25 protein-coding genes are annotated in these 26,536 nt (G+C 64.7%); 9 read left to right on the plus strand and 16 right to left on the minus strand.

What is annotated here, in order from left to right:
- Nucleotides 1-53: 53 nt before the first annotated feature.
- Together J8I26_RS22025 and J8I26_RS22030 are read right to left on the minus strand one after the other, a co-directional pair.
- Nucleotides 54-482, minus strand: coding sequence for a biopolymer transporter ExbD (locus tag J8I26_RS22025; protein WP_209609275.1), 429 nt, complete (start codon nucleotides 480-482; stop codon nucleotides 54-56).
- Nucleotides 483-494: 12 nt separating this feature from the next.
- Nucleotides 495-1,100, minus strand: coding sequence for a MotA/TolQ/ExbB proton channel family protein (locus J8I26_RS22030; RefSeq protein ID WP_209609276.1), 606 nt, complete (start codon nucleotides 1,098-1,100; stop codon nucleotides 495-497).
- A 191-nt stretch (nucleotides 1,101-1,291) separates the two neighbouring features.
- Between J8I26_RS22030 and xseA the strand changes: the two genes are divergently transcribed.
- Together xseA and sodB are read left to right on the plus strand one after the other, a co-directional pair.
- Entirely contained in the window at nucleotides 1,292-2,686 is a 1,395-nt protein-coding gene (gene xseA, locus J8I26_RS22035; RefSeq protein WP_209609277.1) for an exodeoxyribonuclease VII large subunit, read from the plus strand.
- Nucleotides 2,687-2,993: 307 nt separating this feature from the next.
- Nucleotides 2,994-3,572 (plus strand): Fe-Mn family superoxide dismutase, encoded by a 579-nt coding sequence (gene sodB, locus J8I26_RS22040; RefSeq protein ID WP_209609278.1) that lies wholly within the window; start codon nucleotides 2,994-2,996, stop codon nucleotides 3,570-3,572.
- A gap of 70 nt (nucleotides 3,573-3,642) precedes the next feature.
- Here sodB and J8I26_RS22045 read toward each other — a convergent pair whose 3' ends face one another.
- The 3 genes from J8I26_RS22045 to J8I26_RS22055 form a co-directional block, all read right to left on the minus strand.
- Complete coding sequence (locus J8I26_RS22045; protein WP_209609279.1) at nucleotides 3,643-4,455, minus strand: SDR family NAD(P)-dependent oxidoreductase; 813 nt, start codon at nucleotides 4,453-4,455, stop codon at nucleotides 3,643-3,645.
- 48 nt (nucleotides 4,456-4,503) lie between these two features.
- The gene (locus tag J8I26_RS22050) at nucleotides 4,504-6,117 is read right to left on the minus strand and encodes an L-lactate permease (RefSeq protein ID WP_209609280.1); all 1,614 of its coding nucleotides are present in this window, start codon (nucleotides 6,115-6,117) and stop codon (nucleotides 4,504-4,506) included.
- Between the two features lie 158 nt (nucleotides 6,118-6,275).
- Nucleotides 6,276-6,602: an NIPSNAP family protein gene (locus tag J8I26_RS22055; RefSeq protein WP_209609281.1), complete on the minus strand. Its 327-nt coding sequence runs from the start codon at nucleotides 6,600-6,602 to the stop codon at nucleotides 6,276-6,278.
- A 102-nt stretch (nucleotides 6,603-6,704) separates the two neighbouring features.
- Here J8I26_RS22055 and J8I26_RS22060 point away from each other — a divergent pair, with 102 nt between their 5' ends.
- The 4 genes from J8I26_RS22060 to J8I26_RS22075 all read left to right on the plus strand — a co-directional run bounded on the left by J8I26_RS22060 (nucleotide 6,705) and on the right by J8I26_RS22075 (nucleotide 10,844).
- Nucleotides 6,705-6,950: a hypothetical protein gene (locus J8I26_RS22060; RefSeq protein ID WP_209609282.1), complete on the plus strand. Its 246-nt coding sequence runs from the start codon at nucleotides 6,705-6,707 to the stop codon at nucleotides 6,948-6,950.
- Between the two features lie 84 nt (nucleotides 6,951-7,034).
- Complete coding sequence (locus tag J8I26_RS22065) at nucleotides 7,035-7,928, plus strand: helix-turn-helix domain-containing protein (RefSeq protein ID WP_209609284.1); 894 nt, start codon at nucleotides 7,035-7,037, stop codon at nucleotides 7,926-7,928.
- A 157-nt stretch (nucleotides 7,929-8,085) separates the two neighbouring features.
- On the plus strand, nucleotides 8,086-9,783 hold the full coding sequence (locus J8I26_RS22070; protein ID WP_209609286.1) for a thiamine pyrophosphate-binding protein: 1,698 nt from the start codon (nucleotides 8,086-8,088) through the stop codon (nucleotides 9,781-9,783).
- 146 nt (nucleotides 9,784-9,929) lie between these two features.
- Complete coding sequence (locus J8I26_RS22075) at nucleotides 9,930-10,844, plus strand: LysR family transcriptional regulator (protein ID WP_209609288.1); 915 nt, start codon at nucleotides 9,930-9,932, stop codon at nucleotides 10,842-10,844.
- A gap of 78 nt (nucleotides 10,845-10,922) precedes the next feature.
- Here J8I26_RS22075 and J8I26_RS22080 read toward each other — a convergent pair whose 3' ends face one another.
- The 6 genes from J8I26_RS22080 to J8I26_RS22105 all read right to left on the minus strand — a co-directional run bounded on the left by J8I26_RS22080 (nucleotide 10,923) and on the right by J8I26_RS22105 (nucleotide 17,045).
- Nucleotides 10,923-12,224: an MFS transporter gene (locus J8I26_RS22080; RefSeq protein ID WP_209609290.1), complete on the minus strand. Its 1,302-nt coding sequence runs from the start codon at nucleotides 12,222-12,224 to the stop codon at nucleotides 10,923-10,925.
- Between the two features lie 205 nt (nucleotides 12,225-12,429).
- Complete coding sequence (locus J8I26_RS22085) at nucleotides 12,430-13,260, minus strand: class II aldolase/adducin family protein (protein ID WP_209609311.1); 831 nt, start codon at nucleotides 13,258-13,260, stop codon at nucleotides 12,430-12,432.
- Between the two features lie 215 nt (nucleotides 13,261-13,475).
- Nucleotides 13,476-14,783: an FAD-binding oxidoreductase gene (locus J8I26_RS22090; protein ID WP_245200464.1), complete on the minus strand. Its 1,308-nt coding sequence runs from the start codon at nucleotides 14,781-14,783 to the stop codon at nucleotides 13,476-13,478.
- An 8-nt stretch (nucleotides 14,784-14,791) separates the two neighbouring features.
- Nucleotides 14,792-15,520 (minus strand): amino acid ABC transporter ATP-binding protein, encoded by a 729-nt coding sequence (locus J8I26_RS22095; protein ID WP_209609293.1) that lies wholly within the window; start codon nucleotides 15,518-15,520, stop codon nucleotides 14,792-14,794.
- Complete coding sequence (ehuD, locus tag J8I26_RS22100; protein ID WP_209609295.1) at nucleotides 15,517-16,173, minus strand: ectoine/hydroxyectoine ABC transporter permease subunit EhuD; 657 nt, start codon at nucleotides 16,171-16,173, stop codon at nucleotides 15,517-15,519. The genes J8I26_RS22095 and ehuD overlap by 4 nt, the downstream gene beginning before the upstream one ends.
- Nucleotides 16,174-16,280: 107 nt before the next feature.
- Nucleotides 16,281-17,045, minus strand: a complete 765-nt coding sequence (locus J8I26_RS22105; protein WP_209609297.1) for an ABC transporter substrate-binding protein — start codon at nucleotides 17,043-17,045, stop codon at nucleotides 16,281-16,283.
- 357 nt (nucleotides 17,046-17,402) lie between these two features.
- Here J8I26_RS22105 and J8I26_RS22110 point away from each other — a divergent pair, with 357 nt between their 5' ends.
- Complete coding sequence (locus tag J8I26_RS22110) at nucleotides 17,403-18,194, plus strand: IclR family transcriptional regulator (protein WP_209609299.1); 792 nt, start codon at nucleotides 17,403-17,405, stop codon at nucleotides 18,192-18,194.
- A gap of 98 nt (nucleotides 18,195-18,292) precedes the next feature.
- A complete protein-coding gene (locus J8I26_RS22115; RefSeq protein WP_209609300.1) occupies nucleotides 18,293-18,679 on the plus strand; it encodes an OsmC family protein in 387 nt (128 codons plus the stop codon).
- On the opposite strand, the gene J8I26_RS22120 is transcribed toward J8I26_RS22115, so the two are convergent.
- From J8I26_RS22120 to J8I26_RS22140, 5 genes are all read right to left on the minus strand, one after another.
- The gene (locus tag J8I26_RS22120) at nucleotides 18,661-19,584 is read right to left on the minus strand and encodes a DedA family protein/thiosulfate sulfurtransferase GlpE (protein WP_209609302.1); all 924 of its coding nucleotides are present in this window, start codon (nucleotides 19,582-19,584) and stop codon (nucleotides 18,661-18,663) included. The genes J8I26_RS22115 and J8I26_RS22120 overlap by 19 nt on opposite strands.
- Before the next feature lie 246 nt (nucleotides 19,585-19,830).
- Nucleotides 19,831-21,171, minus strand: a complete 1,341-nt coding sequence (locus tag J8I26_RS22125; RefSeq protein ID WP_209609315.1) for an MFS transporter — start codon at nucleotides 21,169-21,171, stop codon at nucleotides 19,831-19,833.
- Between the two features lie 291 nt (nucleotides 21,172-21,462).
- Nucleotides 21,463-22,827 carry a glucarate dehydratase gene (gudD, locus tag J8I26_RS22130; protein ID WP_209609304.1) on the minus strand — a complete coding sequence of 455 codons (1,365 nt, stop codon included), beginning with the start codon at nucleotides 22,825-22,827 and terminating at the stop codon, nucleotides 21,463-21,465.
- 233 nt (nucleotides 22,828-23,060) lie between these two features.
- Nucleotides 23,061-24,188 (minus strand): sterol desaturase family protein, encoded by a 1,128-nt coding sequence (locus J8I26_RS22135; RefSeq protein WP_209609305.1) that lies wholly within the window; start codon nucleotides 24,186-24,188, stop codon nucleotides 23,061-23,063.
- Between the two features lie 123 nt (nucleotides 24,189-24,311).
- The gene (locus J8I26_RS22140) at nucleotides 24,312-25,394 is read right to left on the minus strand and encodes a LacI family DNA-binding transcriptional regulator (protein ID WP_209609307.1); all 1,083 of its coding nucleotides are present in this window, start codon (nucleotides 25,392-25,394) and stop codon (nucleotides 24,312-24,314) included.
- 224 nt (nucleotides 25,395-25,618) lie between these two features.
- On the opposite strand from J8I26_RS22140, the gene dkgB reads away from it, so the two are divergent.
- Entirely contained in the window at nucleotides 25,619-26,425 is an 807-nt protein-coding gene (gene dkgB / locus J8I26_RS22145; RefSeq protein WP_209609309.1) for a 2,5-didehydrogluconate reductase DkgB, read from the plus strand.
- The last annotated feature ends 111 nt before the right edge of the window (nucleotides 26,426-26,536 follow it).

Consider the following 26,536-nt stretch of genomic DNA (forward strand, 5'->3'; position numbering starts at 1 on the left):
CATGCGAACGGCCCGCCGGCATGCGCGGCGGGCCGTCCTGTTTTTACTGCAAATTACTTGCTGCTCGATTGCGCGGCGAAGGTCACCTTCGGGTAACCGGCGATGCGCGCCGCCTCCAGCACGTTGACCACGGTCTGGTGCGTGGCCAGCGCGTCGGCGTTGATAATGATCACCGGATCGCCCTTGGCGTTGGCGCGTTTGGCCGCCGCCTGCATTTCATCGGACAGGCCCTGCGCGTCGCGCGCGGCGATGCGGGCGTTGTTGATGGCGTAGCGGCCGTTGGCGTCGACCGCGATGTTGATCTCGAACGGCTGCTCCAGCGCCTTCTGCGCGTCGGCGGTGGGCAGCGTGATCTGCAGCGCGGTGAACTTGCTGTAGGTAGTGGTCACCATCAGGAAGATCACGATCACCAGCAGTACGTCGATGAAGGGGATCAGGTTGATCTCCAGGTCTTCGCGCGGGCGGCCTTTGCGGAAATTCATGTCGGCCTCTGATTAACGGCGCACGTCGTGCACGATGTCCACGAACTTGACCGCCTGCTGCTCCATATCCACCACGAAGCTGTCGACCAGCGCGCGGAAGTGGCGGTAGAACACCAGCGCCGGCATCGCAATCGCCAGGCCGAAGCCGGTGTTGTAGAGCGCGATGGAAATACCGTGCGCCAGCTGGGCCGGGTTGGTGCCGGCCGCGTTCTGCGAGGCGAAGATCTCGATCATGCCGACCACGGTGCCGAACAGACCCATCAGCGGCGCCAGCGAGGCGATCGTGCCCAGCGTGGTGAGAAAACGTTCCAAGCGGTGCGCGGCAGCCTGACCGGCTTCCTCGATGGCTTCCTTCATCACTTCGCGCGGCGCGTCGACGTTGCGCAGGCCGGCGGCCAGCACGTGGCCCAGCGGCGAATTCTGCTCCAGCTTGTCGATCACGTCGTCGTTGACGCGGCCGCTCTGGTAGACGCGCACCACGTCAGCCAACAGTTCCGGCGGCAGCACGCGCGTGCGGCGCAGGTAGACCAGGCGTTCGATGATCAGCGCCAGGCCGATGATGGAAGCAATCAGCAACGGCCAGATCGGCCAGCCGGCGGCGAGGATGATGGCGAACAAAACGAACTCCTATATAGAGAAAGGTGCTTGGCGGGCGCGGCATGCAAGGTCATGCGCGCGGCCCGCCGGAATCTGGGTGCAGAATGTAGCCTGTTGCGCGCCGCGCGGCAAGCGCAACGGCCCCGGCCGCATTGGCTTTACAATGCCGCATTGTATCGCCCCTGAGTCACCCACGCCCCTATCGACGCCCTATGCCTGCCGACAAGTTTCCCCCGTTCCCGTCCGCCCGCCCCGCCCAGCCCGCGCCTTCCGGCGACGGCGGCCCGCCGGTGCTGAGCGTGTCGGCGCTGAACCAGTCGGTGGCGCGCGTGCTGGAGCGCACCTTTCCGCTGATCTGGGTCAAGGGCGAGATTTCCAATTTCACCCGCGCCGCTTCCGGCCACTGGTACTTCAACCTCAAGGATGACGGCGCCCAGGTGCGCGCCGTGATGTTCAAGGGCCGCGCCCAGTACGCCGGCTTCATGCCGCGCGAGGGTGACAAGGTCGAGGTGCGCACGCTGGTCACGCTGTACGCGCCGCGCGGCGACTATCAATTGAACGTCGAAGCCATCCGCAAGTCCGGCGTGGGCGATCTTTACGCCGCCTTTCTGCAGCTGAAGGAAAAGCTGGAGCGCGAGGGACTGTTCGACCGCGACGCCAAACGGGCGCTGCCGGTCTTTCCGCGCCGCATCGGCATCGTCACCAGCCCGCAGGCCGCCGCGCTGCGCGACATCCTGACCACGCTGCGACGCCGCGCGCCGCATGTCGAGGTGATCCTCTACCCCACGCCGGTGCAGGGCGAAGGCTCGGCCCAGCGCATCGCCGCCGCCATCCAGACCGCCAGCGCGCGCGCCGAGTGCGACGTGTTGCTGGTGGGCCGCGGCGGCGGCAGCATCGAAGACCTGTGGTCCTTCAACGAAGAAGTGGTGGCGCGCGCCATCGCCGGGTGTTCGATGCCGGTGGTTTCCGGCGTGGGCCATGAAACCGATGTCACCATCGCCGACTTCGCCGCCGACCTGCGCGCGCCGACCCCGACCGCCGCCGCCGAGATGGCCGCCACCGCCCGCGCCGACTGGCTGGCCGCCCTGCACGGCCACGCTGCCGACCTGACGCGCGCGCTGCGCCGCTCGCTGACGGAAAAGGCGCAGACCATGGACTGGCTCTCGCGCCGCCTGGTCAACCCGGGCGCTTACATCCAGCACGAACGCGTCAAACTGCTGGCGCTGCAGACGCGCCTGTCGCACGCCACGCGGGTGCCGCTGACCCGGATGCAGCATCGCCTGCAGCAACTCTCCACCCGCCTGGCGCACCAGTTGCCCGACACCGCCCATGCACGGCGCGACGTCAGCGACCTCGCGCGCCGCCTGCACGGCGCCCTGGCGGCTCAGCAGCTGCGCCAACGCCAGGCGCTGGCCGGGCTCAATACCCAGCTCGAGTTGCTCAACCCGCAGCGCACGCTGGAGCGCGGCTATGCCATCGTCACCGACCGCAACGGCCGCGTGATGCACTCGCCGGCCGAGCTCGCCGCGCGCAGCGAGCTCACCATCCGCCTGGCGCAAGGCAGCGCCGAGGTCGGTATCGCCAGCGTGCAGCCAAGGCTGGACTGATCCGCCCCGCACGTCCCAAGATTTTTTTCTCATCAGCTTATATCGCGCCCCAGCCCCGGCTCCGGCGCAAAAAAAACCTGCGCGCGTGGCCGATCGGCCGGAACGTCCTGCCGGCGCAGGCATCTATGGAATTCGCCGCCCGTTGCCACGACATGAAGTAAATGAGAACGATTCTGATTCAATTAAAATCCAGTCCCGGCGCGGTTTAGCGGGCATTTGACCGGGTGCAAAGAATCGTCATCCGCTTTAGAATCTCAGGTTCCGAATAGACCTCCGTAGCAAACCAACAAGACTGAAAGGATTCATCATGGCACATACCCTTCCGGCACTGCCTTACGATCTGGACGCACTGGCGCCCACCATCTCCAAGGAGACCCTGGAATATCACTACGGCAAGCACCACCAGACCTATGTGACCAACCTGAATAACCTGATTCCGGGCACCGAATTCGAAAACCTGTCCCTGGAAGAGATCATCAAGAAGTCTTCCGGCGGCATCTTCAACAACGCTGCGCAGATCTGGAACCACACCTTCTACTGGAACGGCCTGACCCCGAAGGGCCAAGGCGCTCCGAGCGGCGCGCTGGCTGACGCCATCAACGCCAAGTGGGGTTCGTTCGACGCCTTCAAGGCCGAGTTCACCAAGCAAGGCCTGGCCAATTTCGGTTCGGGCTGGACCTGGCTGGTCAAGAAGGCTGACGGTTCGGTCGACATCGTCAACACCACCGGCGCCGGCACCCCGCTGACCACTGACAGCAAGGCCCTGCTGACCGTGGACGTGTGGGAACACGCCTACTACATCGACTACCGCAACGCACGCGCCAAGTACGTCGAAGCCTTCTGGGGCATCATCAACTGGGACTTCGTCGCCAAGAACTTCGCTTGATCGACGGCCTTCCGGCCATGAAAAAAGCCACGCAATCGCGTGGCTTTTTTTACGCCTGCGACAACCCGGCCTACTCGGAGGGACGGGTCGAGGTCAGGCCGGTCGGCGGGCCGTCAATCGCGGTCCAGCCGCCGTCGACCGACAGCGAGCTGCCGGAAATGTAGCTGGCCGCATCCGAAGCCAGGAAGGCCACCGCCGAGCCGACCTCGGAAGGCTGGCCCCAGCGGTTGAGCACGGTATGCCCGGCATAGGTCTTGAAAATCTCGGCGCGCTCCTTCAACGGCGCGGTCAGGCGAGTCTCGATGATGCTGGGCATGACCGCATTCACGCGCACGCCGTACGGCCCCATCTCGGCCGCGAAGGCTTTCACCAGCTGGGCGATGCCGGCCTTGGAAGCCGCATACACGCCCAGGCCCGGCTCGATGGTCACCGCGCGCATCGACGAGCAGGCGACGATGCTGCCGAAGCCCTGCTTCATCATCGGCCGGCCGAAGCTGCGGAAGAAGTTGAACGCGCCCTTCATGTTCAGGTTCATCACGCGGTCGTACTCTTCCTCGGTGTAGTCCACGATCAGCTTGCGGATGTTCAGCGCCGGCGTGCTGACGGCGATGTCGATCTTGCCCAGCGTCTTCAGTGCATGCTGCGCCAGCGCTTCGATCTCGACGCCGTCGGCGGCGTCGATGCGATAGGCCTCGGCCTTGCCGCCGGCGGCCGCGATCTCCTCGGCCGCGGCCTGCGCGCCGGCCACGTCATAGTCAGCGCAGATCACTTGCGCGCCCAGGCTGCCGATGGCCTCGGCCGAGGCGCGGCCGATGCCCGAGCCGGCGCCGATCACCACGGCGCCCTTGCCGCTCAGGTCAAACAGTTTTTTGTAGTCCAGCATAGTCACTCCAGGTTGTATCAACATTCTTCAGCGTTCTTCAGCATGCCGTCACAGCATCCACGACAGCACCGGCGTCGACTGCAGGTAGACCAGCACCGCCATCGCCAGCAACAGCAGCAGGCTCCAGCCCACTACTTTACGGAAGATCAGTCCTTCCTGCCCGATGATGCCCACCGCCGCCGCGCCCACCGCCAGGCTTTGCGGCGAGATCATCTTGCCCAGCACGCCGCCCGATGCATTGGCCGCCGCCAGCAGCGCCGGCGACAAACCGGTCTCGTGCGCCGCCGCCACCTGCAGGGCGCCGAACAACGCATTGGCCGAGTTGTCCGAACCGGTCACCGCCACGCCGATCCAGCCGATCACCGGTGACAGGAAGGCGAACGCCGATCCGGTGCCGGCCAGCCAGCGGCCCAGCGTGCCGGTCTGGCCCGAGTAATTCATCACGAACGCCAGCGCCATCACGCACAGCACGGTCGGCACCGCCCAGCGCATCTGCACCAGCGTCTTGCCGTAGGTTTCAACGGCCTGTGCCGCCGAGACGCGCAACATCATCGCGGTCATCACGCCCGACAGCAGCAGCAGCGAGCCGGCCGCAGACAAGGTGTTGAGGGTGAACATGGTGCCCACCGCCTTGCCGTCCTGCGCGCTGATCGCCAGCCCCGGCCAGGCGAACTTGAAGGTGCCGGCATTGAGCCACTTCTGCACCACGCCGAACTGCACGATGGTGAAGATGGCGATGATCAGCGCATACGGCGCATAGGCCAGCATCAGTTGCTTGCGCGAATGGGTAATCGCCACATGCTCGGCCTTCTTGGTCACGTCGTTCTGGAACGCGTCGGCCGGCGGCTTTTCCGGCTGCCAGAACTTCAGCAGCACCACCATCGCCGCGGCCGATGCCAACGCGCCCACCACGTCGGCCAGCACCACCGAGAAGAAGCTGGCGCTGGCCCACTGCGCGATGCCGAACGCCAGGCCGGCCGTCACCGCCGCCACCCAGGTCTGACGCAGGCCGCGCTTGCCGTCCATGATCCACACCAGCACCAGCGGCACGAAAGCGGCGATCACCGGGGTCTGGTGACCCACATGATGGCCCAGCACCTCAAACGGGATACCGGTCACCTGCGCCAGCGTGGTGATCGGCACCGACAACGCGCCGAACGCTACCGGGGCGGTATCAGCCACCAGCGCGATCACCGCCGCTTTCAGCGGATGCAGGCCGATCGCCACTAACATGGCGCCGGCAATCGCCACCGGCGTGCCGGCGCCGGCCAGCGCCTCGATCAGCGCGCCGAAGCTGAACGCGATCAGGATCGCCTGGATGCGCGGGTCGTCGCTGATCAGCGCGAAGCTGTCGCGCAGCACCGCAAAGTGACCCGACTTCACCGTCAGGTTGTACAGCCAGATGGCGTTGACGATGATCCACAGCACCGTCAGCACCGAAAACACCGCGCCGTATGCGCCGACGTTGAGCGCCACGCCCATCGGCATGCCGTAGACGAAAGCCGCCACCAGGAGGCAGATGAGCAGCGACACCGCGGCCGACACGTGCGGCGATATCTTCAGCCAGCCCAGCATCACGAACATCGACAACAAGGGCAGCATCGCGAACAAGGCGGATGCGAACAGCGATCCGTTAACCGGATCGTAGATTTGTTGAAACATGAGTCTCCTCCAATGGATATGATTTTTTAAGCGTCAATGCGCTGGCTTCTGGTGGCCGTGATGTGCGTTCGGGTGTGGCTGCGCTTTCTCGTGCGACGTCAAAAATGGCGATGCCGGCACGGCCGGCGTTCGGGTGTGGATCGGAAGACGGCGCCGCCTCAGGGCAGGCGCAGCGGCGCGAACTTGGCCGGCGTCATCAACTGGTTTTCCTGCGAGACGAGATAAGCGGCATCGCCCGACAGCTTCAGGTAGGCCGCCCATTCCGGATCCGCCTGCAGCGCCGCGCGGCGCGCTTCGCGATCGGCCGCGTCGCGATATACCCAGATATGGGTGTAGCTGTTCAGGCGGCCCGACTCCGCCACCAGGTAGGCCAACGGCTCGCCAAGATGGCGGCGCTGGATATCGAAGCCGTTCTTTTCGTACAGCTCCAGGTGTTTTTTCAGCGTGCCCGGACGGGCGGTGTAGGTGCGGACATCCAGCAACATGGTGCATTTCCTTTTTTCAGGACGAGCGAGTCCGGCGCATGCAGCGGGTGCATTCGCAATCGACTTCCCGGATTGATTCACAGGCGCGTCCGAAGGCGCCGCATGGAGATGCGGCGGCAGACGCGCCCACTTCTTGGTCTGGCTTTTTCCGATGATGGGTTCAGCGTGGAACAGATGCTAACCATCGGCAAGGACGGCACGGTAGGACTAAATTCCGCTTCTATTGGATTTTTCCGCCGAATCGGCGACGCGCCGCAACACGATGCGCGGCGCGGCTTCCCTTTTGGCGGCGCGCTGGCTATGCTTGGAAAAACCATCAGAACAAGAACCGCGAAGCAACCTCGGTGAACGCATTGCAAACGTGTTCCGCGAGATGGAAGAGACAGATAAAAAAGGACAGGGACGGCCGCCGCGATGCGGCCGCAAGAGACGATGAAAGCAATCAATTTCCCGGACGACACACCGAACTTCGAGGTGTCCGATTTCGGCGGCGGCGCCGACGAGTTCGTGTTCGACCTGGTCAAGCTGGAAGGCCGCAACGAGATCCCTCGCCCTTTCCTGCATCGCCACAGCTACTACCACATCCTGTGGATGTCGCAGGCGCGCGGCAACCATGTGCTGGACTTCGACAGCTACGAGATCCGCCCGAATTCGGTGTTCTTCATCTCGCCCGGGCAAATCCACGGTTGGACCTCGGAGATCGACGCTTCCGGCTACGCGATCAACTTCAGCCCGGAGTTCTTCCTGCAGATCTTCCCGCGCATCGAGGAGCTGGCCGACTTCCCGTTCTTCCACATCGCCAACACCGACCCGGTGCTTTACCTGACGCCGGCGCAGCACGAGGAACTGTTCCCGCTGCTGATGGAAATCGAAAAGGAATACGCCGGCGACCAGCGCTGGCGCTACGACGTGGTGCGCTCCTTCCTACAGATCCTGCTGACCCGCATGCGGCGCCTGCATCGCCCGCACGGCGCCGAATCCGGCCTGCCGCGCAGCTACAGCCTGACCAAGCGCTTCAAGCTGCTGATCGAACAGCACTACCTGGAATTCGGCTCGGTGCAGGACTACGCGCAGCGCCTGTTCGTCACCGATCGCAAGCTCAACGAGGCGGTCAAGAGCACCACCGGCAAGACGGCCACCCAGCTGATCCACGAACGCATCCTGATGGAAGCCAAGCGCCTGCTGGCACAGTCCGAGCTCTCCATCGCGGAAATCTCCTACCGGCTCAACTTCGACGACTTCGCCTACTTCTGCCGCTTCTTCAAGAAGAACGTGCAGATGACGCCGGGCGAGTTCAAGAAAAAGTTTTCCGCGCCGCTGGCCTGAAGCGCGCGCCCGTCTTTCTTCGACCCGGCACTTTCACCGAGAAGTGCAGCAAATCCGCAGATAAGTCCTAACGTCCGGCCGCAACCGCAGCCTATGCTTGCTCATCCTCAACAACATCCGGCGAGGACAACTCCGCGCCGGGCCACAAGAGACAAGCATGTCAAAACTGAAAACCGGCGGCCAGCTCCTGGTCGATGCGCTGCTGGCCCAGGACGTCGATACCGCGTTCTGCGTGCCGGGCGAAAGCTACCTCGACGTCCTCAACGCGCTCTACGACCAGCAGCGCTCGGTGCGCGTGATCTCCTGCCGTCACGAGGGCGCGGCCGCCTTCATGGCCGAGGCCTACGGCAAGCTCACCGGTCGTCCGGGCATCTGCTTCGTCACGCGCGGGCCGGGGGCCACCAATGCCAGCATCGGCGTGCATACCGCGTTCCAGGATTCGACCCCGATGGTGCTCTTCGTCGGCCAGGTCGGGCGCGACATGATGGAGCGCGAAGCCTTCCAGGAGATCGACTATCGCCGCATGTTCGGCCAGTTCACCAAATGGGTGGCGCAGATCGACGACGTCTCGCGCGTGGGCGAATACGTCTCGCGCGCCTTCTCGGTGGCGATGTCGGGCCGCCCCGGCCCGGTGGTGCTGGCGTTGCCGGAAGACATGCTCACCGAGTCCACCTTCGGGCGCGAGATCGCCCGCGCCGAGGCGCCGCAGTCCCTGCCCGACCCGGACGCGCTGGAGCGCATGCAGCAGCTGCTGCGCGAGGCGAAGAAGCCGTTGATGATCCTCGGCGGCTCCGGCTGGGACCAGGAAGGCGTGCGCAACATCGCGCGCTTCGCAGTCCAGCAGAACCTGCCGGTGGCGGCTTCGTTCCGCCGCCAGGATCTGTTCGACAACCGCCACCCCAACTACGTCGGCGAGATCGGCATCGGCGTCAATCCGGCGCTGGCCAAGATGGTGACCGAATCCGACCTGATCATTTCGGTCGGCTCGCGCCTGGGCGAGATGGTCACCAGCGGCTACACCCTGCTGGACATTCCGCGCCCGCGCCAGAAGCTGGTGCACATCATGCCCGCGCCGGAAGAGCTGGGCCGGGTCTACCAGACCGATGTGAAGATCGCCGCCACGCTCAACGCCTTCGCGCGCGCGGCCGCGCAGCTGGCGCCGGCCGGCGGCGACGCCTGGCGCGAATGGCACAAGGAGGCGCGCGACACCTACCTGGCCTATATCGAGCCCGCCGCGCGCGCCACCGAGTTCGACGCCGGCATCGCCTTCAAGCAGATGCGCAGCATCCTGAGCCAGGACGCCATCCTGACCAACGGCGCCGGCAACTACACCGCATGGGCGCACCGCTATTACCAGTTCTCGCAACCGACCAGCCAGTTGGCGCCGACCAGCGGCGCCATGGGCTACGGCGTGCCGGCGGCGATCGCGGCCAAGCTGGTGTTCCCGCAGCGGCAGGTGATCTGCCTGGGCGGCGACGGCTGCTTCCTGATGACCTCTCAGGAATTGGCCACCGCCGTGCGCAACCGCCTGGGCATCGTGTTCCTGGTGTTCAACAACGGCATGTACGCCACCATCCGCATGCATCAGGAGAAGAACTATCCCGGCCGCGTGATGGCCACCGACCTCAACAATCCGGACTTCGTGGCCTACGCCAAGTCCTTCGGCGTCGACGCCGTGGCCATCAGCAAGACCGAGGAGTTCGCCCCCGCGCTGGAGAAAGCGCTGGCCACCGCCAGCTCGACCTCGCTGCCCTACCTGATCGAGCTGGTGCTGGACCAGGAGATGCTGACCCCGCGCGCCACGCTGTCGGGCCTGCGCAAGACCGCGCTGGCCGAGCGCGCCGACAAGGCCTGAACGTCATCTGAAGTCCCCGTCGTCGCGGCGCCTCCCGGTGCTGCGGCGACGGCGCAGTCTCTGCCCGCCGCTCCTGTATGATCTCCGCATCAAGCGCTCCGCAAAAAACAAAAGCGCCCCTACCACCGGAGACAGAGAACATTCCCATGAAAGACGAACGCCTGCTGGAGATGCAAGTCTTCAAGGCCGTGGCCGAACACGGCGGCTTCACCGCGGCCGCCCATGCGCTGGACGCCAGCCAACCTTTCGTCAGCCGCACCATGAACAGCCTGGAGAAACGCCTGGGCGTGGCGCTGTTGCGGCGCTCGACGCGCCAGGTCAGCCTGACCGAGGAAGGCAAGATCTTCCTTGCATCCTGCAGCAAGATCATCGGCGACATCGAGCAAGCCGAAGGACAAGTTTCCTCCACCGGCGCGTCGGCCTCGGGCGACCTGCGCATCACCGCGGCCACTTCCTTCGGCATGGACCAGGTGGTGCCGCTGCTGCCGCAATTCATGGAACAGTACCCCAACGTGCGCGTGCGGCTGGCCTTGTCAGACACGCTGGTCGACCTGATCGGCAGCGGCGTCGACGTCGCCATCCGCATGGGTCACCTGCAGGACTCCATGCTGCTCTCACGCAAGCTGTGCCACCTGCAGCGCATCATCGTGGCTGCGCCGTTGTACATCGACAGGCACGGCATGCCGCAGACGCCGGACGACCTGCTGCGCCACAACTGCCTGCAATGGGAGGCGCCGATGGACCACCTGAACAACTGGCCCTTCATCGTCGACGGCCAGCGCATGAGCCTGGACATCCGCGGCAACTTCCGTTTCACCAGCGGCATGTCGTCGGTGGAGATGGTGTTGGCCGGCGTCGGCATCACGCGCATGGCCGAGCACTTCGCGCTGCCGGCGATCCGCGCCGGCAAGCTGGTGCCGTTGCTGTCGGACTACCAGGCCCAGGACGAGACCGCGATCCACGCCGTCTACGTCAAGGAGCGCAATGTGCATCCGCGCGTGCGCGCCTTCGTCAACTTCCTGGCCGACAAGTTCGCCGATCCGCCCTGGGGGCGGGCATAGCGCGAGCTTCAGTCCGACGCATAAAAAAGGCCGCCCGAAGGCGGCCAAACACTTGCATGGCTATTCTTTGCGGCCGGCTTATTTGTCCAGCCGCTTGGGCAGCAGCATCGTCACCAGCGCGCCGAACACCATGATCGCGCCGATGATGTACATGCCGATGTCGGTGCGCCCGGTCGTCACATTGAGCCAGCCCACCAGATAAGGCGAGACGAAACCGGCGATGTTGCCGAAGGAGTTGACGAAGGCCAGCGCCGCCGCCACCGAGGCGCCGACGAACATCGAGGTCGGCAGCGCCCAGAACAGGCTGATGCAGGAATACACGCCGGCCGCCGCCAGCGACAGGCAGGCCACCGTGATCGCCGGCCCGCCATTGATCACCATCGCCAGCGCCAAACCGATGGCGCCGATGGTCAGCATGCCGGCGAAGTACAGGCGGCGCTTGCCGCTGATGTCGGCGCCGCGACCCGACAGGTAGAGCGCAATGGCCGCCACGATGTTGGGCACCGCCGAGTACAGGCCGATATGGAAGGGGTCAGCAACGCCGGCGCGCTTGATCAGCGACGGCATCCAGAAGCCCACCGCGTACAGGCCCATGATCAGGCAGAAGTAGATCAGCACGAACACCCACAGCTGGCGGCTGGCGAGGAATTCGCGCACGCTGCCGTGCTCGACCTTGTCGACGTTCTCGGCCTGCAGGTCGGACTCGATCTTCTGCTTTTCGGCGGCGGACAGCCACGACACCTTGCGGAAATCGTCCGACAGGCAGAAGAACACGATCACGCCCAGCAGCACCGCCGGAATCGCCTCCACCAGGAACAGCCACTGCCAGGCCTGCAGGGGCTGCACGTCCTGGAATACGTCGAGGATGCCGCCCGACAGCGGACCGCCCACCACGAAGGCCAGCGGTGCGCCCATCACGTAGATCGCCATGGCGCGACCGCGCCGCTGCGCCGGGAACCACAAGGTCAGCAGATACATGATGCCGGGCGCGAAGCCGGCCTCGGCCACGCCCAGCAGGAAGCGCGCGATGTAGAACTGCATCGGTGTCTGCACCAGCAGCATCGCGGCCGAGACGACGCCCCAGGTGATCATGATGCGGGCGATCCAGACTCGCGCGCCGACCCTGCGCAGGATCATGTTGCTGGGGACTTCGAAGATCAGGTAACCGATGAAGAAGATGCCTGAACCCAGGCCGTAGATGGCGTCGTCGAACTTCAGCGCGTCCAGCATCTGCAGCTTGGCGAAGCCGACGTTGACCCGGTCGAGATAGGCCACCAGATAGCAGCACAGGATCAGCGGCAGCAGCCGCCAGTAAGCTTTCTTGTAAACGTCGTCGCCGTCGGCGTGCGCCAACGATCCGCTGTTGTATGCGGTAGTCATTTGAATTGTCTCCTTGGTGGCGGTTGGCTTTGTATTTTTTATTGGGGCAAGGTAAAGGAGGTGTCCCGGCCTCCCTTCCTGCCCGGCAGGGCGCTTCGCCGAAGCGAGCGCCCTGCCGCAGTTTTTTATTGAATGGTAAGTGATGCGTGCTGCCGTCGTGCCGTATCAGCCAACTCGGCTGAACTCGGCTGAACTCAGGTCGACATCAGTCGAACAGGTCGGGCTGCTTGTGCGAGATCTCGGCGAACAAGGTCTGGAAATGCAGCCAGCCGATGAACTCGTTGCCCAGGTGTTCGCGCGAGTAGCCGGCGAACTTGGGGTCGATTTCCTTGGGGCGGTGCTCCTTCACCGCCTCCATCATCAGCTGCATGCGGCAGCAGTGATCCAGCGCGATGAAGTGCCAGCAGGCATCGTCGATGCTGTGACGGCTGGCGACCAGCAGGCCGTGGTTCTGGTGGATGATGGCCTTGTTGGTCTCGAAGGCGCGCGCCACCGGATGGCCGGACTCCTGCGCCACCGGCACCTTGCCGGCACCGTCGCCCAGCACCGCGTGGTCGCCGTAGAACATGCAGGCATCCTGCGTCACCGGCGACAGCGGGCGACCGAAGGCGGCCCAGGCGCCGCCATGCACGGTGTGCGCGTGGCAGGAGGCGATGATGTCGGGGTTGTGTTCGTGGATCGCCGAGTGCAGCACGTAGCCGGCCTGGTTGATGGCGTAGTCGCCCTCCACCACCTTGCCCTTGTGGTCCACCAGCACCAGCATCGAGGTCTTCACCAGCGACCAGGGCACGGCCATCGGGTTGGTCCAGAACAGGTCGGGATGTTCCGGATCGCGCACCGTCAAGTGACCGCCGAAGCCGAACGAGAAGCCATGCTTGTCGAACACACGGCAAGCCGCCGCCAGGCGTTCCTTGCGGTGGCGGCGTTCTTCCTCCACGGAAGCGAACACCGGCTCTTTCGGAAAGATCAGGCCTTCCTGGTTCGGTTGATAAACGGATTTGTTTTTGGTTGGGGCTTGGGTGGCTTCCATCAGCATGACTGTCTCCTGGGTGATCGAGCAGTCATTATAGGAAGCGGTCATCGCCGGATTAAGCACTCCGCCGGCATAGGACTTATGCAGCTGCAAGCGTGAATCGGCGCGGCTTTACGGGAGATTTTCCATGCTGCGGCGCAGCGTTTTCCAGCATGCATCCATCCTGCGGGGAAACGATCTGCACGCCTCCCCGCAGCACGGGAATCACCGCGACCGCGTCATGAAAAACGGTCGAGCACGCTGTACCAGGCCACCCCCGCAGCAATATAGAAGCGCTGCAGCCCGTGGAAGGGAATCGGATGAATGGTGCTGACCGGGAACGGGAAACGTGTGCCCGCCTGCCCCAGCAACCGCTGCGCCAGGCAACGCCCCATGGTGCTGGACATGGCGATGCCGCGGCCGTTGTAGCCCAATGCGATGCTCAGTCCCGGCGCGGGTTCGTGCACATGCGGCAGGAAGTCGCGCGTGATGGCGACCCGGCCGGCCCAGCGGTATTCGTATTGCACGCCCTTGAGCTGGGGGAACAGCAGCTCGACCGAGCGTTCGAGATGGATGAAATCCTCGGGTCCGCGCGGATCGCGGAACGGGCCGCGCCCGCCCATCAGCAAACGCCCCTGGGCATCGCGCCGGTAATACAGCAGCAGGCGCCGCGAATCAGAGGCCACTTCGCGCCCCGGCAGGATCGAGGCCGCAAGCTCGTCCGGCAGCGGCCGGGTGGCGACGATGAAGCTGTTGGCGGCAATCACCGATTGCCTCAGCATGGGCCACAAGTGATCGCTGTAGCCGTTGGTGGCGATCACCACGCGCCCGGCGTCGATGTGCGGCCCTCCCTTCGTATGCACCCGCCACCCGCCTTCGCGACGTTCCAGCCTGACGACCCGCGTGTCGCCGTGGATCGCCGCGCCCAGACCGGCTGCAGCGCGCGCCAGGCCGCGACAGTACTTCAACGGATGGATGCTGCCGGCGCGATGGTCCTTCCAGCCGCCGACGTAGGCTTGCGTACCGATGTGGCGCGCTACTTCGGCCGCGTCCATCATTTGCGCATGCGCGCCTTCAGCCCGCCATTGCCGCGCGCGCGATTCGAGCGCACGCATGGTCTTGACCGAATGGGTGGGCTGGATCCAGCCGTTGCGCAGCGCATCACAGGCGATGCCGTGGCGCTTGATCAATTCGAACACGGTATCGGCCGCCGTGCCGATGGCGCCGATCAGCGGATCGGCAACCGCCGTGCCGAACATTACCCGCAACTGGTCTGGATCGTATTTGAGGCCGGGGATAACTTGCCCGCCGTTGCGTCCGGAAGCGCCCCAGCCGGGTTGCGCGGCGTCGAGTACGCATACCGAGGCGCCGCCTTCCGCCAGATGCAGCGCGGTGGACAAGCCGGTGTAGCCGGCCCCGACAACGACAACATCGCAGCGCATGGAGGCGGCCAGTGCCGGCGCGTGCACGGCCTCGCCGCCGATGGCGGCCCATAGCGAGGGCGGGAACGGCATGCGGGCGTCGCCCTGCAGATTGGAGCTATCCATCGCGCCGCTCACTTGCCGATCACACGGCGCAGGAAATCCTGCGTGCGCGCGTGTTGGGGTTCGGTCAGCACATGCCGGGCCGGGCCTTCCTCGACGATGCTGCCGCTGTGCAGGAAGCACACGCGGTCCGCCACCTCACGGGCAAACCCCATCTCATGCGTCACCACGATCATGGTCATACCGTCGGCGGCAAGCGTACGCATCACGGCCAGCACTTCGCCCACCAGTTCCGGATCAAGCGCGGAAGTCGGCTCATCGAACAGGATCGCCTCCGGCTGCATCGCCAGCGAGCGTGCGATCGCCACACGCTGCTGCTGGCCGCCGGAGAGCTGGCTGGGATAGGCGTCGCAGCGCTGCGCCAGGCCGACCTTGTCCAGCTGCGCGATGGCTTGCTCGCGCGCCTGCTCGCGCGGCAGCTTGTTGACGAACACGGGGCCCTCGGTAACGTTCTCCAATACGGTGCGATGGGGGAACAGATTGAAGCGCTGGAACACCATGCCGACCCGCGTGCGCAGGCGATGGATATCGGGCCCGTCGCGGTCGACCAATTGACCGTCGATCAGGATCTCGCCGCCGTCATAGGATTCGAGACCGTTGATGCAACGCAGGACGGTGGACTTGCCCGAACCCGACGGGCCGATCAGGCACACGACCTCGCCATCGGCCACCGACAGCGATACGTCCTTCAATACCTCGTTGCGGCCGAAGCACTTGGAAATACGTTTGACGTCGATCATCGCGTTCTCCCCTTCTTGCCGCGGATCTCCAGACGGCGAATGACAAACACCAGCGGCAGCGACAGCAGCAGGTAAAGCACCGCGACCATCGTGTAGACCGTCATGTTCTGGAAGGTGCTCGACGCAATCATCTGGCCTGCGCGCGTCATTTCGAGCACGGTAATGGTGGACACCAGCGAGGAGTCCTTGAGCATCATCACCAGCGTGTTGCCGTAAGGCGGCAGCGCAATGCGAAAGGCCTGCGGCAGGATCACGCGGCGCATGATCATCGGCCCGCGCATGCCGATCGACTGCGCCGCCTCGACCTGGCCTGCGTCTACCGCCTCGATGCCGGCGCGGAAGTTCTCGGCCTGGTAGGCCGAGTAGGCGATGCCCAGGCCGATCACGCCGGCCTGGAAGGCCGACAGCTGGATGCCCATGTCCGGCAGCACGAAATAGATGTAGAACAGCTGCACGATGATGGGCAGCCCGCGGATCACGTTGACGATGGTCGCGCCCGCCAGCGCGACCGGCTTGATGCGCGAGATCTTCATCAGCGCCAGCACCAGGCCGATCACGGAACTGAGCAGGAAGGAATAGAGGGTGACTTCGATCGTGACCAGCGCTCCTTTCAGGAGGATGGGCAGGAAGTCCAGCACGGTTTGGGAGAACATGGGCGTGACGGAATGGACAGGTGGGATCAGGGCGCTGCACGCCGCGCGGATGCGGCGGCGCACAGGCATGCAAGACCGGGAACGGTGCCCGGCGGGTGCGGTTCAGCTCAGTTGAGCTTCCACTGCTCGACGACGCGCGTCAGCGTGCCGTCGGCCTTGAGCTCGGCGATGGCCTTGTTCAGGCGCTCCATCAATTTGGCATCGCCCTTGCGCACCACGAGGCAGACATCGCCCATCAGCGTGGACTGGTACTCCTTGACCAGGCGCACCTGTGGGTTGGCGCCCTGCGCCAACTGATAGGCGACGATAGGACGGTCGCCGAAGCCGGCCTTGATGCGGCCCAGACCGACGTCGCGCATCATGTCCGACACCGAATCGTAAGTCCTCACTTCCTTGAAGATGCCCTTCTTGTTGAAGGCATCGACAAACACGGTGCCGACCTGGGCGCCGATGATCTCGCCCTTCAGGTCGTCCAGGGTCTTGTAGCTCTTCTGATCCTGGGCATTGACGAACAGGCCTTCGCCGTAGGAGTACACCGGGTTGCTGAAATCGACGATCTGGGCGCGCGCCTCGGTCTTGAGCATGGCGGCGGCGATGATGTCGATCTTGCTGCCGGTGAGGGAAGGAATCAGCGCGGAAAACGGCGTCTGCTGGACGTTGACCGAGAAGCCGGCCTTGCTGCCCACGGCGGCGATGGTGTCGATCATCATGCCCTGCAGCTTGTTGGTCTTGATGTCGAGGAAGGTGAAGGGGACGCCGGTGGAGGTGGCGCCGACGGTGTAGCTGGTCTGGGCCAGAGCCGGCCCGGTGGCGGCGACGGACAGTGCGACCACGCCCAGCAGATGTTTCAGCAAACGATTGAACGGCTTCATACGACTCCCTTTTTGCGCAAGATCCCGGCGCAACGAAACGGTTGGAAGCCCGCCGCGGGCCAATGCCGGCGGCGGTACGCGGACTGCTGCGGCGCCCGTGGCGGGCCCGGATGCCTCAAAAAATCAACGCTTCCCCATCGGACGTGCCCGGTATGGCCGCGACGGGAAACGACAGCTTGAAACAACATGGACGACTGAGAAACAACAGACTACGCACGCTTGGATATCAATATTCGGCGTCTAAATAAGTATATTTGAATTGATCGTATCGTCAATAAATATTTATGTATCGATATTCGATACATAAATCAAAGTTTTTGGGTACAATCCATTCACCACAACATGCCCGGAGACCGCATGCGCGATACCGACGACAACACCGCCGACCCGCTGTTCAACCAGTCGCTGGAGAAGGGTCTGGCAGTCCTGTGCGCCTTCAATGCCCAGCGCCGCACCATGACGCTGGGCGACGTGGCCGAGGCCACCGCCATCACCAAGAGTTCGGCGCAGCGCATGGTCTATACGCTGGAGGCGCTGGGCTACATCTGCAAACACCCCAAGACGCGGCGCTACCAGCTCACGCCCAAGGTGATGGAAGTCGGCTACAACTATCTGGCGGCCGACATCCTGGTCGACGTCGCCAATCCGTTCCTGTCGGAGCTGGCCAATGCCACCGGCGAGACAGTCAACCTGACCGAGCCCAACGAGCTCGACATGGTGTACGTGGGGCGCTTCGTCTCCAGCAAATTCATCCCCATCCACATGCCCATCGGCAGCCGCATTCCGATGTACTGCACGGCCTCGGGCCGCGCCTATCTGTCAGCGCTGGAACGCGGCGAGGCACTGGCGATCCTGGAGGCCAGCGACCGCAGCGTACGCACGCCGCATACCCGTACCGAGGTGAAAGACATCGTGCAGGTGCTCGACCAAACGCGTGAACGCGGCTTCTCCTGCAACAAGGAAGAATTGTTCCTGGGCGACATGACGCTGGCCGCCCCCATTTTCAACAGTGAGCGCAGGCCGGTGGCCTCGGTGCACGTGGTGGCGCCGACCAGCCGCTGGACGCAGGAGGAAGCGGAAAAAAAACTGGCGCCGCTGGTGCTGGAATGCGCGCGCGCGATCTCGAATTCGGTACGCGCGCTGGTATGAAAATGACCTGAGCCGCGCCGGCGGAGGATGCCGGACGGTCGCGCAATCTGCCACAATCGAGGCTGACTACCTTCTTACACAGATCACGGAGAACTGACATGGCCCACGTCACCCTGCACAACGCCGCCGGCTACGCCCAGGACATCAAGGCGCGCATCCATCAACTGAAGTCGGATGAGCCGGAAAGCAACGGCGGTAAAGACACCGGCCCGGCGCCGTATGAACTGCTGCTGGCCGCGCTGGCGTCCTGCACGTCGCTGACGCTGCGTATGTATGCCGACCGCAAGGGTTGGGAGCTGGGCAGCATTTCGGTGGATGCGCATTTCGGCCGCGACGACAGTGGGCTGGAAACCATCACGCGCAAGATCAGCTTCGGCGCGGCATTGTCGCAAGAACAGTTGACCCGTCTGGCGGAAATCTGCGAGAAGACGCCGGTCACCAAGACCATCCGCCAGGGGACGGCGATTCAGACGTCGATCGCGTAACCCGCTTCACGCCAGGCGTCGATGCCGCCGGTCAGCGGTCGCACCTTCTGGTAGCCGCGCCGCATCAGCTGGCGCGCGACCATGGCGGCCGAGGCTTCGTTGGGACAGGCGCAGTAGACCACCACTTCGCCTTCCACCGGGCCGTCGAAGACGAAGGTCTGGATCTCCTGGTTGGAAATCGCCACCGCGCCGGGAATGCGGCCGTCCTTTTGCGACAGCGGCGAGCGCACATCGATGATGGTGGGCGCGATGCCCTGCTCCAGCATATTGTTCAGTTCCTGCACCGTGATGCGCGCCATCTCAAGCGACTTGCGAAAGCGCCGGCGCTGCCACCACTTGTTGGCGATGAAGGCCGCCAGCGCCACGCCGATCAGCAGCATGCCGTAATGGCCGAGCTGCGCCAGCACGTTGAGCAAATCGTCCACCGCCGAGCTGAACAACGATCCGAGGAAGATCCCCAATCCCGCCCACAACGCGCTGCCGGCCGCATCCCACAGCAGGAAGCTGGTGCGGCGCGTGCCCATCGTGCCGGACAAGGCGCTGGCAATCGAGGCAAACCCCGGGATGAACTTGGCCACCAGTAATGAGCGCGCGCCCCAGCGCAGGTAGATCGACTCGGTCTGGCGCACGCAGGAGTCGGGCGAAAGGGAAATGCGGCACAGCCGCGTCATGATGTGGCGGCCGTAACGGCGTCCCGCCAGGTACCAGGTGTAGTCGGCGATCAGTGCCGCCACCACCGCCAGCAACAGCAGCAGCGCCGGCGAGTATTGCCCGGCCTGCGCCATGGCGCCGGTGATGATCAACGTCGGATAGGCCGGCACGGGCGCGCCGAGCTGCTCGACCAGTACGTTGACGAAGACGAGAAGCAAGCCGTATTGCTCGATCAGGTGGTAAAGGGTTTCCATTGCAAAGTCGCCATCATTCTTGCCGCGCAACAATCCGGGAGGCCGGGCACAGGTCGCCATTATAAGTTTGGCGGCGGGCGCGCGCTTGGACAAAAGCGGCCGGGGACAAGACAAAGATGGGGACAAAGCGGCAAAACAACAGCCGGATAAAAAGCGCCCCGGCGCCCGTCGGGAGACGGAACGCGCGGGGCGCGAACGAGGTGGAGACCTCGGAGAAAAAGACTTTACATCGGCAACATCAGGCCATCAGGCCGGCTGGTTCACCCTCGCCTTGGCGTCGCCCGGCGTGGCCGGATTGCCGCCCACCGAACCGCTGCCGCCCTGCGGCGCCGGACGGGTGCGCGCCAGGAACACCAGCACCGCCGCCACGATCGAGGCCGCCGACAACGCATACAAGCCGCCCTGGATGGAGCCGGTCTTCTGCTCCAGATAACCGAAGGTGGCCGGCGCGAAGAAGCCGCCCAGGTTGCCCAGCGAATTGATCAGCGCCAGCACCGCGGCGGCGATGCGGGCGTCGAGATAGCCCTGCGGAATCGGCCAGAACAGCGAGGACGCCGCCTTGAACCCGATGCCGGCAAAGCACACCGCCACAAAGCCCAGCACCGGACCGCTCTGCGCGGAAATGGCCATGCCGATGGCCGAGATCACCAGGGTCAGCGCCACCCAGAACTGCTGCTTCTTGAAGCGTCCTGCCAGCACCGCGAACACATACATCGCCGCGATCGAGACGATCCACGGGATGGAATTGAACAGCCCGATCTGGAAGTCGTTGAAGTGGCCCATCTTCTTGATGATGGTCGGCAGCCAGAAGGTGGCGCCGTAGATGGTCAGCTGGATGGCGAAGTAGATGAAGCAGAACAGCAGGATCTGCGGGTCGCGCAGCAGCGTGAAGGCCGACACGTGCGGCGGACGGCTGGCGGCGCGCACTTCCTGTTCGGCGGCGATCACCGCGGCCACGGCGTCGCGCTCGGCGTTGCTGAGCCATTTCGCATCGCGCGGGGTCGAATCCAGCAGGAACCAGACCACGAAGCACAGCGCCATCGAGAAGCCGCCTTCGATCAGGAACATCCACTGCCAGCCGTGCAGGCCGGCGCCTTCGACCATCAGCAGCGCGCCGGTGATCGGGCCCGACAAGATGGACGCGATTGCCGAGCCTGACAGGAACACCGCCATCGCGCGGCCGCGCTCATGGTTGGGCAGCCATTGCGTGAAGTAATAGATCACGCCGGGGAAGAAGCCGGCTTCGGCCACGCCCAGCAGGAAACGCATGAAGTAAAAGCTGGTCTCGTTGTGCACGAAGGCCATGCAGGCCGCCACCAGGCCCCAAGTGAACATGATGCGCGTCAGCCAAGCCTTGGCGCCGAAACGCTGCAGCAGGATATTGGACGGCACCTCGAACACGGCATAGCCGACGAAGAACAAGCCGGCGCCCAGGCCGAAGGCGGCGGCGCCGATGCCCAGGTCGGCCGCCAGGTGGGTGCGCACGAAGCCGATGTTGACGCGGTCGATGTAGTTGACGATGAACATCACCACGAACAGCGGCAGGATGCGCCATTTGATCTTGCTCACCGCGGAGGTGAGCGTCATGTCTGCCGTGCCGCTGCTGTCGTGCGCGGCCGGCGTTGCGGATGGATTCACGAGTTTGTCTCCTCTTCAGGACTCGGTGCTGCGGTTTGATGGAGTGACCGTTGCTGCCTGCGGCGCATGGGTGAGCGGCGCCGGCCGGAGAGACTCCGGCGCCGGCGCGCATGGCCCTGCACTCTTGCTTGTTATGGTGCTGCTTCTTTTTCTCTTGTCTTGAGTCTTGCACTGCGGGCCGCCGGCCATCAAGGCCGGCGGCCTGTTACCGCTGATCGTGCTGCTGTGAAGCTGCGCTGCTTAACGCACCAGGCAAGGCTTCTTGTTGTCGAACTTCCAGCCCGGAATCAGGTACTGCATGGCCACCGCGTCGTCGCGCGCGCCCAAGCCCATGTTGCGGTAGGTCTGGTGCGCCGCCTCGATCTGCGCCAGGTCGACCTCGATGCCCAGGCCCGGCTTGGCCGGCACTTTCACCTTGCCGCCGACGATCTTGAGCGGGTCCCTGGTCAGGCGCTGGCCGTCCTGCCAGATCCAGTGGGTGTCGATGGCGGTGATCTTGCCTGGCGCCGCGGCGGCCACGTGGGTGAACATCGCCAGCGAAATGTCGAAGTGATTGTTGGAGTGCGAGCCCCAGGTCAGGCCCCAGTCGTTGCACATCTGCGCCACCCGCACCGAGCCCTGCATGGTCCAGAAGTGCGGGTCGGCCAGCGGAATGTCGACCGACTGCAGCGAGATCGCATGCCCCATCTGGCGCCAGTCGGTGGCAACCATGTTGGTGGCGGTCTGCAGGCCGGTGGCGCGGCGGAACTCGGCCATCACCTCGCGGCCGGAGTAGCCGTCCTCGGCGCCACACGGGTCTTCGGCGTAGGCCAGCACGTGATGCTGGTCGCGGCACAGGCGGACCGCATCCTTGAGCAGCCAGCCGCCGTTGGGGTCCAGCGTGATGCGCGCCTGCGGGAAGCGCTCGGCCAGCGCGGTGACGGCGGCAATCTCTTCCTCGCCGCGCATGACGCCGCCTTTCAGCTTGAAGTCGTTGAAGCCGTAGCGCTGGTAAGCGGCCTCGGCCAGCCTGACGATGGCTTCCGGCGTCAGCGCCGCCTCGTGGCGCAGGCGCAGCCAGTCGTCGGCCTCGCCTTCGGCGGCGCTATACGGCAAATCGGTCTTGCTGCGCTCGCCGACGTAGAACAGATAGCCCAACATCTCCACCTCGTCGCGCTGCTGGCCTTCGCCCAGCAGGGCCGCCACCGGCACCTCCAGGAACTTGCCCAGCAGGTCCAGCAGCGCAGCTTCCAGCGCAGTCACGGCATGCACCGCGATGCGCAGGTCGAAGGTCTGCAGGCCACGACCGCCGACGTCGCGACCGGCGAAGGCGATGCGCGCCTGGTTCAGGATGGACTGGTAGTTGCCGACCGACTGGCCGAGCACCAGCGAGCGCGCATCTTCCAGCGTCTGGCGAATACCCTCGCCGCCCGGCACTTCGCCCACGCCGGTGTTGCCGGCGCTGTCGGTCAGGATGACGATATTGCGGGTGAAGTACGGCCCGTGCGCGCCCGACAGATTGAGCAGCATGCTGTCGTGGCCGGCGACCGGGATCACGCGCATGTCGGTGATTTTCGGGGCGCCCTTGGCGATCTGGGCCTGGCTGGCGGTTACGGAACTGCTCATCGCTGTACTCCTGTGTCGTTTGTCTCGTCGGTCTGCATCGCTGCTGCGCGCAGCGATACGGTGCTGCTGAAGCCCATCATTTGGTAGCGGTACCAAATTAATTTTTAATGATGGTAGCGGTACCAATTTTTGCTGTCAACTGTTGATTTTTGACATCAAAAAAACAGGGAGAGATGAATCAGAAGTGACGCAAGCGATGCCGCCGGCGCAAACGCGCCGGCCCGCACAACGCCTCAGATCAGCGCGTAAGCCACCACTGCGGCGGCGGCCAGGTCGATGGCCAGCACCAGCGCCCCGCCCAGGCGGCGCTGCAGGAAGGCGCCCAGCGCCCAGAAGCCGGCCAGCAAGGCGGCGCAGGCCGCCAGCAGGTGCAGGTAGGATTGTTCGTCGGCGATCCACAGCAGGGCCGAGGCCGCCGCCAGCAACACCACGAATTGCAGCACCGCCATCGCATTGGCCACGCGCGGCAGCTGCACCGCGTAACGCCGACGCGCGGCATCAAGGTCGAACGGCACATAGGAGGCATCGTGCACCACGCCTGCGGGCTGCCAGCCCGGGGGCTTGAACCAGATCTTGAGCTTGTCCTGCCAGCGCGGCATCTGCGCGGCGCTGTGCGCCAGCTGCCAGTAGCCGGCCAGCACCGCCCACACCGGATCCCAGCTGTTGAGCGGGGTGCGGGTACCGTAGACCACCGCTTCCTTTTCTTCGGCGAAGGTGCCGAACAGGCGATCCCAGATCACCAGCATGCCGCCGTAGTTCTTGTCGAGATATTGGTCATTGACCGCGTGGTGCACGCGATGATTGGACGGCGAGGAAAACACCCGGTCGAACCAGCCCAGCTTGCCGATGTGCTCGGTGTGAATCCAGAACTGATAGACCAGCACCACCAGCCCGGCGATGCCGAACTGCTCGGGCTCCACGCCCAGGATCGCCATCGGCAGGTAAAAGATCCAGCCGAGGAAGACCACCGTGCTCTCCTGGCGCAGCGCTGTGGAGAAGTTGAAGTCCTGGCTCTGGTGGTGCACCGAGTGCGCGGCCCAGCCCAACGCGTTCTCATGGCCGAAGCGATGCAGCCAGTAGTCGAAGAAATCGAACATCACGATGGCCGCAATCCAGCCCAATGCCCCCTGCCAGAAGCGGGCCGCCGGGAAGATCGCGAAGGCGCGGTAAGCCATCGAATACAAACCCACCTGGAACAGCTGCGTCACCAGCGCCACCAGTTGCCCGATCACGCCCTGCGACAGGCTGGCCAAGGCATCGGCCAGGCGATAGGTATTGCGCCGGCGCACGTAGCCATAGACGAATTCCGCCGCAATCAGCAGCAGGAAGACGGGAATGACGTAGACGATGATCTTTTCCATGGCGCGGGCTCGAATGCCGGGCAGTCGCGCCAAACGCCGGCGCCGCCCAAACCGCCATTATGCCGCGCCGCAGCAAAGCCTGCCTGACAGGCCCCTGACGGGCGCACACGCCCGGAGGCTAAATCAGGCGCTCTCGCGTTGAATGATGGAAAAACCGATGTCGACGATACGCTCGGCCACCTCGATGCCGGCGGCGCGGTCGATGATGAAGCGCGCGGCGCGCTGGCCGATGCCGGTGCCGTCGATGCGCACCGTGGTCAGTTGCGGCTGCAGGTCGCGCGAGAACTCCAGGTCGCCGAAGCCGACCAGGGCCAGTTGCTCCGGAATGCGGATGCCGCGGCTTTGCGCCTCGATCATCACGCCCAGCGCCAGCAGGTCGGAGCTGCAGAAGATGGCGTCGGTCTGCGGCTGGCGCTGCAGCAGGTCGGCCAGCCCCTTGCGGCCCTGGCCCAATGTGGTCGGCGCGGTGACGTGGTGCATCGGCACCGGCGCGTCGTTGGCGGTCATGCCTAGGGCGCTCGCCTCTTGGGCGAAAGCATCCATGCGCCGCCGGCTGCGCTCGTCGCGCCCGCCCACGACCGCCACCACGCGGCGGCCGGCGGCATGCAGGTAACGTGCGACTTCGCGGCCGATGTTTTCATGCGAGAAACCGACCAGCATGTCGATCGGTGTGGGCGTCAGGTCCCAGGTTTCCACCACGGGAATGCCGCTGGCCAGCAGGCGCTTACGCGCCTCGGCCGAACGCATGATGCCGGTCAGCACCACGCCGTCGGGGCGACGGCCGATGATGGCTTCCAGCAGCGCGTCCTCGCGTGAATTTTCGTAGCCGCTCTGGCCCAGCATGACCTGGTAGCCGGCCGCGGCCAGCGTCTCGGTGAGGGTGTGCACGATTTCCTGAAACACCGGCCCGATCACCGTGGGCACCACCACCGCCACCAGCCGGCTCTTGTTGGAAGCCAGGCCGCCGGCCAAGAGGTTGGGCACATAACCGGTGCGCTCGACCGCTTCCCTCACCTTCTGCAGCACCTTGGGCGAGACCGCCGAGGGCGTATTCAGCGCACGCGACGCCGTGATCGGCGCCACTCCGGCCAGCTGCGCGACGTCGCGCAGCGTGATGCCGCCGGCGCTCTTGCGGCTGCCGCGACGGCGCGGCTCGGCGGCATCTGCATGACGAAGGTCGGGGCTGGACGGATTGGTCGGTGGCATGCGCGCATTCTAGCATCGCGGCTGGTAGCGTTACCAAAACAACAAGCCTGCCGCCGGCGCGTCGGCATGCCATTTTTGAGCGTCGATCAAGAATGTTTTGCCTCCCGGGCGGTTTTTGCAAAGGCCGGATTGGGCAATACTGCAGGCCTCGGCTTCTTCCCGCACTCATTGCGTGCGAACCGGTCTACCGGTTTTGCACCTCCCCTGAAAAGAAAAGGATCCTCATGAGCACCAACATTCCCGCCTTCGGCCTCGGCACCTTCCGCCTGAAAGACCAGCAGGTCATCGACTCCGTCACCACCGGCCTGGAACTGGGCTACCGCCACATCGATACTGCACAGATCTACGGCAACGAGGCCGAGGTCGGCCAGGCCATCGCCGACAGCGGCGTCGCGCGCGGCGAGCTGTTCGTCACCACCAAGGTATGGACCGAAAACCTCTCGCGCGACAAGCTGATCCCCAGCCTGAAGGAAAGCCTGAGCAAGCTGCGCATGGAACAGGTCGACCTGGCGCTGATCCACTGGCCCTCACCCAACGACGAACTGCCGGTGGCCGACTACATGCAGGCGCTGGCCGAAGCCAAGAAGCAAGGCCTGGCGCGCCTGATCGGCGTCTCCAATTTCACCATCGCGCACATGCAGCAAGCCATCGCCGCCGTGGGCGCGGCCGAGATCGCCACCAACCAGGTCGAGATCCATCCCTTCCTGCAGAACCGCAAGGTGGCCGAATTCGCCCGCACCAACGGCATCCACCTGACCGCCTATATGCCGCTGGCTTATGGCAAGGTGATGCAGGACGCCACGCTGCTGGAAATCGCCGGCAAGCACGGCGTGACGGCCGCGCAAGTGGCGCTGGCCTGGTCGCTGCAGCAGGGCTTCGCCGTGATCCCCTCCTCCACCAAGCGCGCCAACCTGGCCGCCAACCTGGATGCGGTGAAGATCACCCTGAGCGCAGCCGAGATGCAGGCCATCGCCCAGCTGGACCGCGGTGAACGCCTGGCCAATCCTGACTTCTCGCCAAAGTGGGACTGATGGTTTAATCGATTAAAGGATTGAATCGTTCGATAAAAAGCCCGGCATATGCCGGGCTTTTTTACGTGCATCGATGCATGACGAAAGACGCTGGGCCCCTGCTTGCGCAGG

Origin of the sequence: Herbaspirillum sp. LeCh32-8 (genome assembly GCF_017814915.1) — a bacterium.
Lineage (GTDB): Bacteria > Pseudomonadota > Gammaproteobacteria > Burkholderiales > Burkholderiaceae_D > Herbaspirillum.

Bases quoted from the DNA above. Each gene is read 5' to 3' on its own strand.
- sodB (WP_209609278.1), top strand. From the start codon at position 2,994: ATGGCACATACCCTTCCGGCACTGCCTTACGATCTGGACGCACTGGCG.
- J8I26_RS22125 (WP_209609315.1), bottom strand. From the start codon at position 21,171: ATGACGCTCACCTCCGCGGTGAGCAAGATCAAATGGCGCATCCTGCCG.
- J8I26_RS22060 (WP_209609282.1), top strand. From the start codon at position 6,705: ATGGAGATGCGGCGGCAGACGCGCCCACTTCTTGGTCTGGCTTTTTCC.
- J8I26_RS22090 (WP_245200464.1), bottom strand. From the start codon at position 14,783: ATGGATAGCTCCAATCTGCAGGGCGACGCCCGCATGCCGTTCCCGCCC.
- J8I26_RS22110 (WP_209609299.1), top strand. From the start codon at position 17,403: ATGCGCGATACCGACGACAACACCGCCGACCCGCTGTTCAACCAGTCG.
- J8I26_RS22080 (WP_209609290.1), bottom strand. From the start codon at position 12,224: ATGACTACCGCATACAACAGCGGATCGTTGGCGCACGCCGACGGCGAC.
- J8I26_RS22095 (WP_209609293.1), bottom strand. From the start codon at position 15,520: ATGATCGACGTCAAACGTATTTCCAAGTGCTTCGGCCGCAACGAGGTA.
- J8I26_RS22140 (WP_209609307.1), bottom strand. From the start codon at position 25,394: ATGCCACCGACCAATCCGTCCAGCCCCGACCTTCGTCATGCAGATGCC.
- ehuD (WP_209609295.1), bottom strand. From the start codon at position 16,173: ATGTTCTCCCAAACCGTGCTGGACTTCCTGCCCATCCTCCTGAAAGGA.
- J8I26_RS22025 (WP_209609275.1), bottom strand. From the start codon at position 482: ATGAATTTCCGCAAAGGCCGCCCGCGCGAAGACCTGGAGATCAACCTG.
- xseA (WP_209609277.1), top strand. From the start codon at position 1,292: ATGCCTGCCGACAAGTTTCCCCCGTTCCCGTCCGCCCGCCCCGCCCAG.
- J8I26_RS22115 (WP_209609300.1), top strand. From the start codon at position 18,293: ATGGCCCACGTCACCCTGCACAACGCCGCCGGCTACGCCCAGGACATC.
- J8I26_RS22085 (WP_209609311.1), bottom strand. From the start codon at position 13,260: ATGCTGATGGAAGCCACCCAAGCCCCAACCAAAAACAAATCCGTTTAT.
- J8I26_RS22055 (WP_209609281.1), bottom strand. From the start codon at position 6,602: ATGTTGCTGGATGTCCGCACCTACACCGCCCGTCCGGGCACGCTGAAA.
- J8I26_RS22120 (WP_209609302.1), bottom strand. From the start codon at position 19,584: ATGGAAACCCTTTACCACCTGATCGAGCAATACGGCTTGCTTCTCGTC.
- J8I26_RS22105 (WP_209609297.1), bottom strand. From the start codon at position 17,045: ATGAAGCCGTTCAATCGTTTGCTGAAACATCTGCTGGGCGTGGTCGCA.
- J8I26_RS22070 (WP_209609286.1), top strand. From the start codon at position 8,086: ATGTCAAAACTGAAAACCGGCGGCCAGCTCCTGGTCGATGCGCTGCTG.
- J8I26_RS22050 (WP_209609280.1), bottom strand. From the start codon at position 6,117: ATGTTTCAACAAATCTACGATCCGGTTAACGGATCGCTGTTCGCATCC.
- gudD (WP_209609304.1), bottom strand. From the start codon at position 22,827: ATGAGCAGTTCCGTAACCGCCAGCCAGGCCCAGATCGCCAAGGGCGCC.
- dkgB (WP_209609309.1), top strand. From the start codon at position 25,619: ATGAGCACCAACATTCCCGCCTTCGGCCTCGGCACCTTCCGCCTGAAA.
- J8I26_RS22065 (WP_209609284.1), top strand. From the start codon at position 7,035: ATGAAAGCAATCAATTTCCCGGACGACACACCGAACTTCGAGGTGTCC.
- J8I26_RS22045 (WP_209609279.1), bottom strand. From the start codon at position 4,455: ATGCTGGACTACAAAAAACTGTTTGACCTGAGCGGCAAGGGCGCCGTG.
- J8I26_RS22075 (WP_209609288.1), top strand. From the start codon at position 9,930: ATGAAAGACGAACGCCTGCTGGAGATGCAAGTCTTCAAGGCCGTGGCC.
- J8I26_RS22135 (WP_209609305.1), bottom strand. From the start codon at position 24,188: ATGGAAAAGATCATCGTCTACGTCATTCCCGTCTTCCTGCTGCTGATT.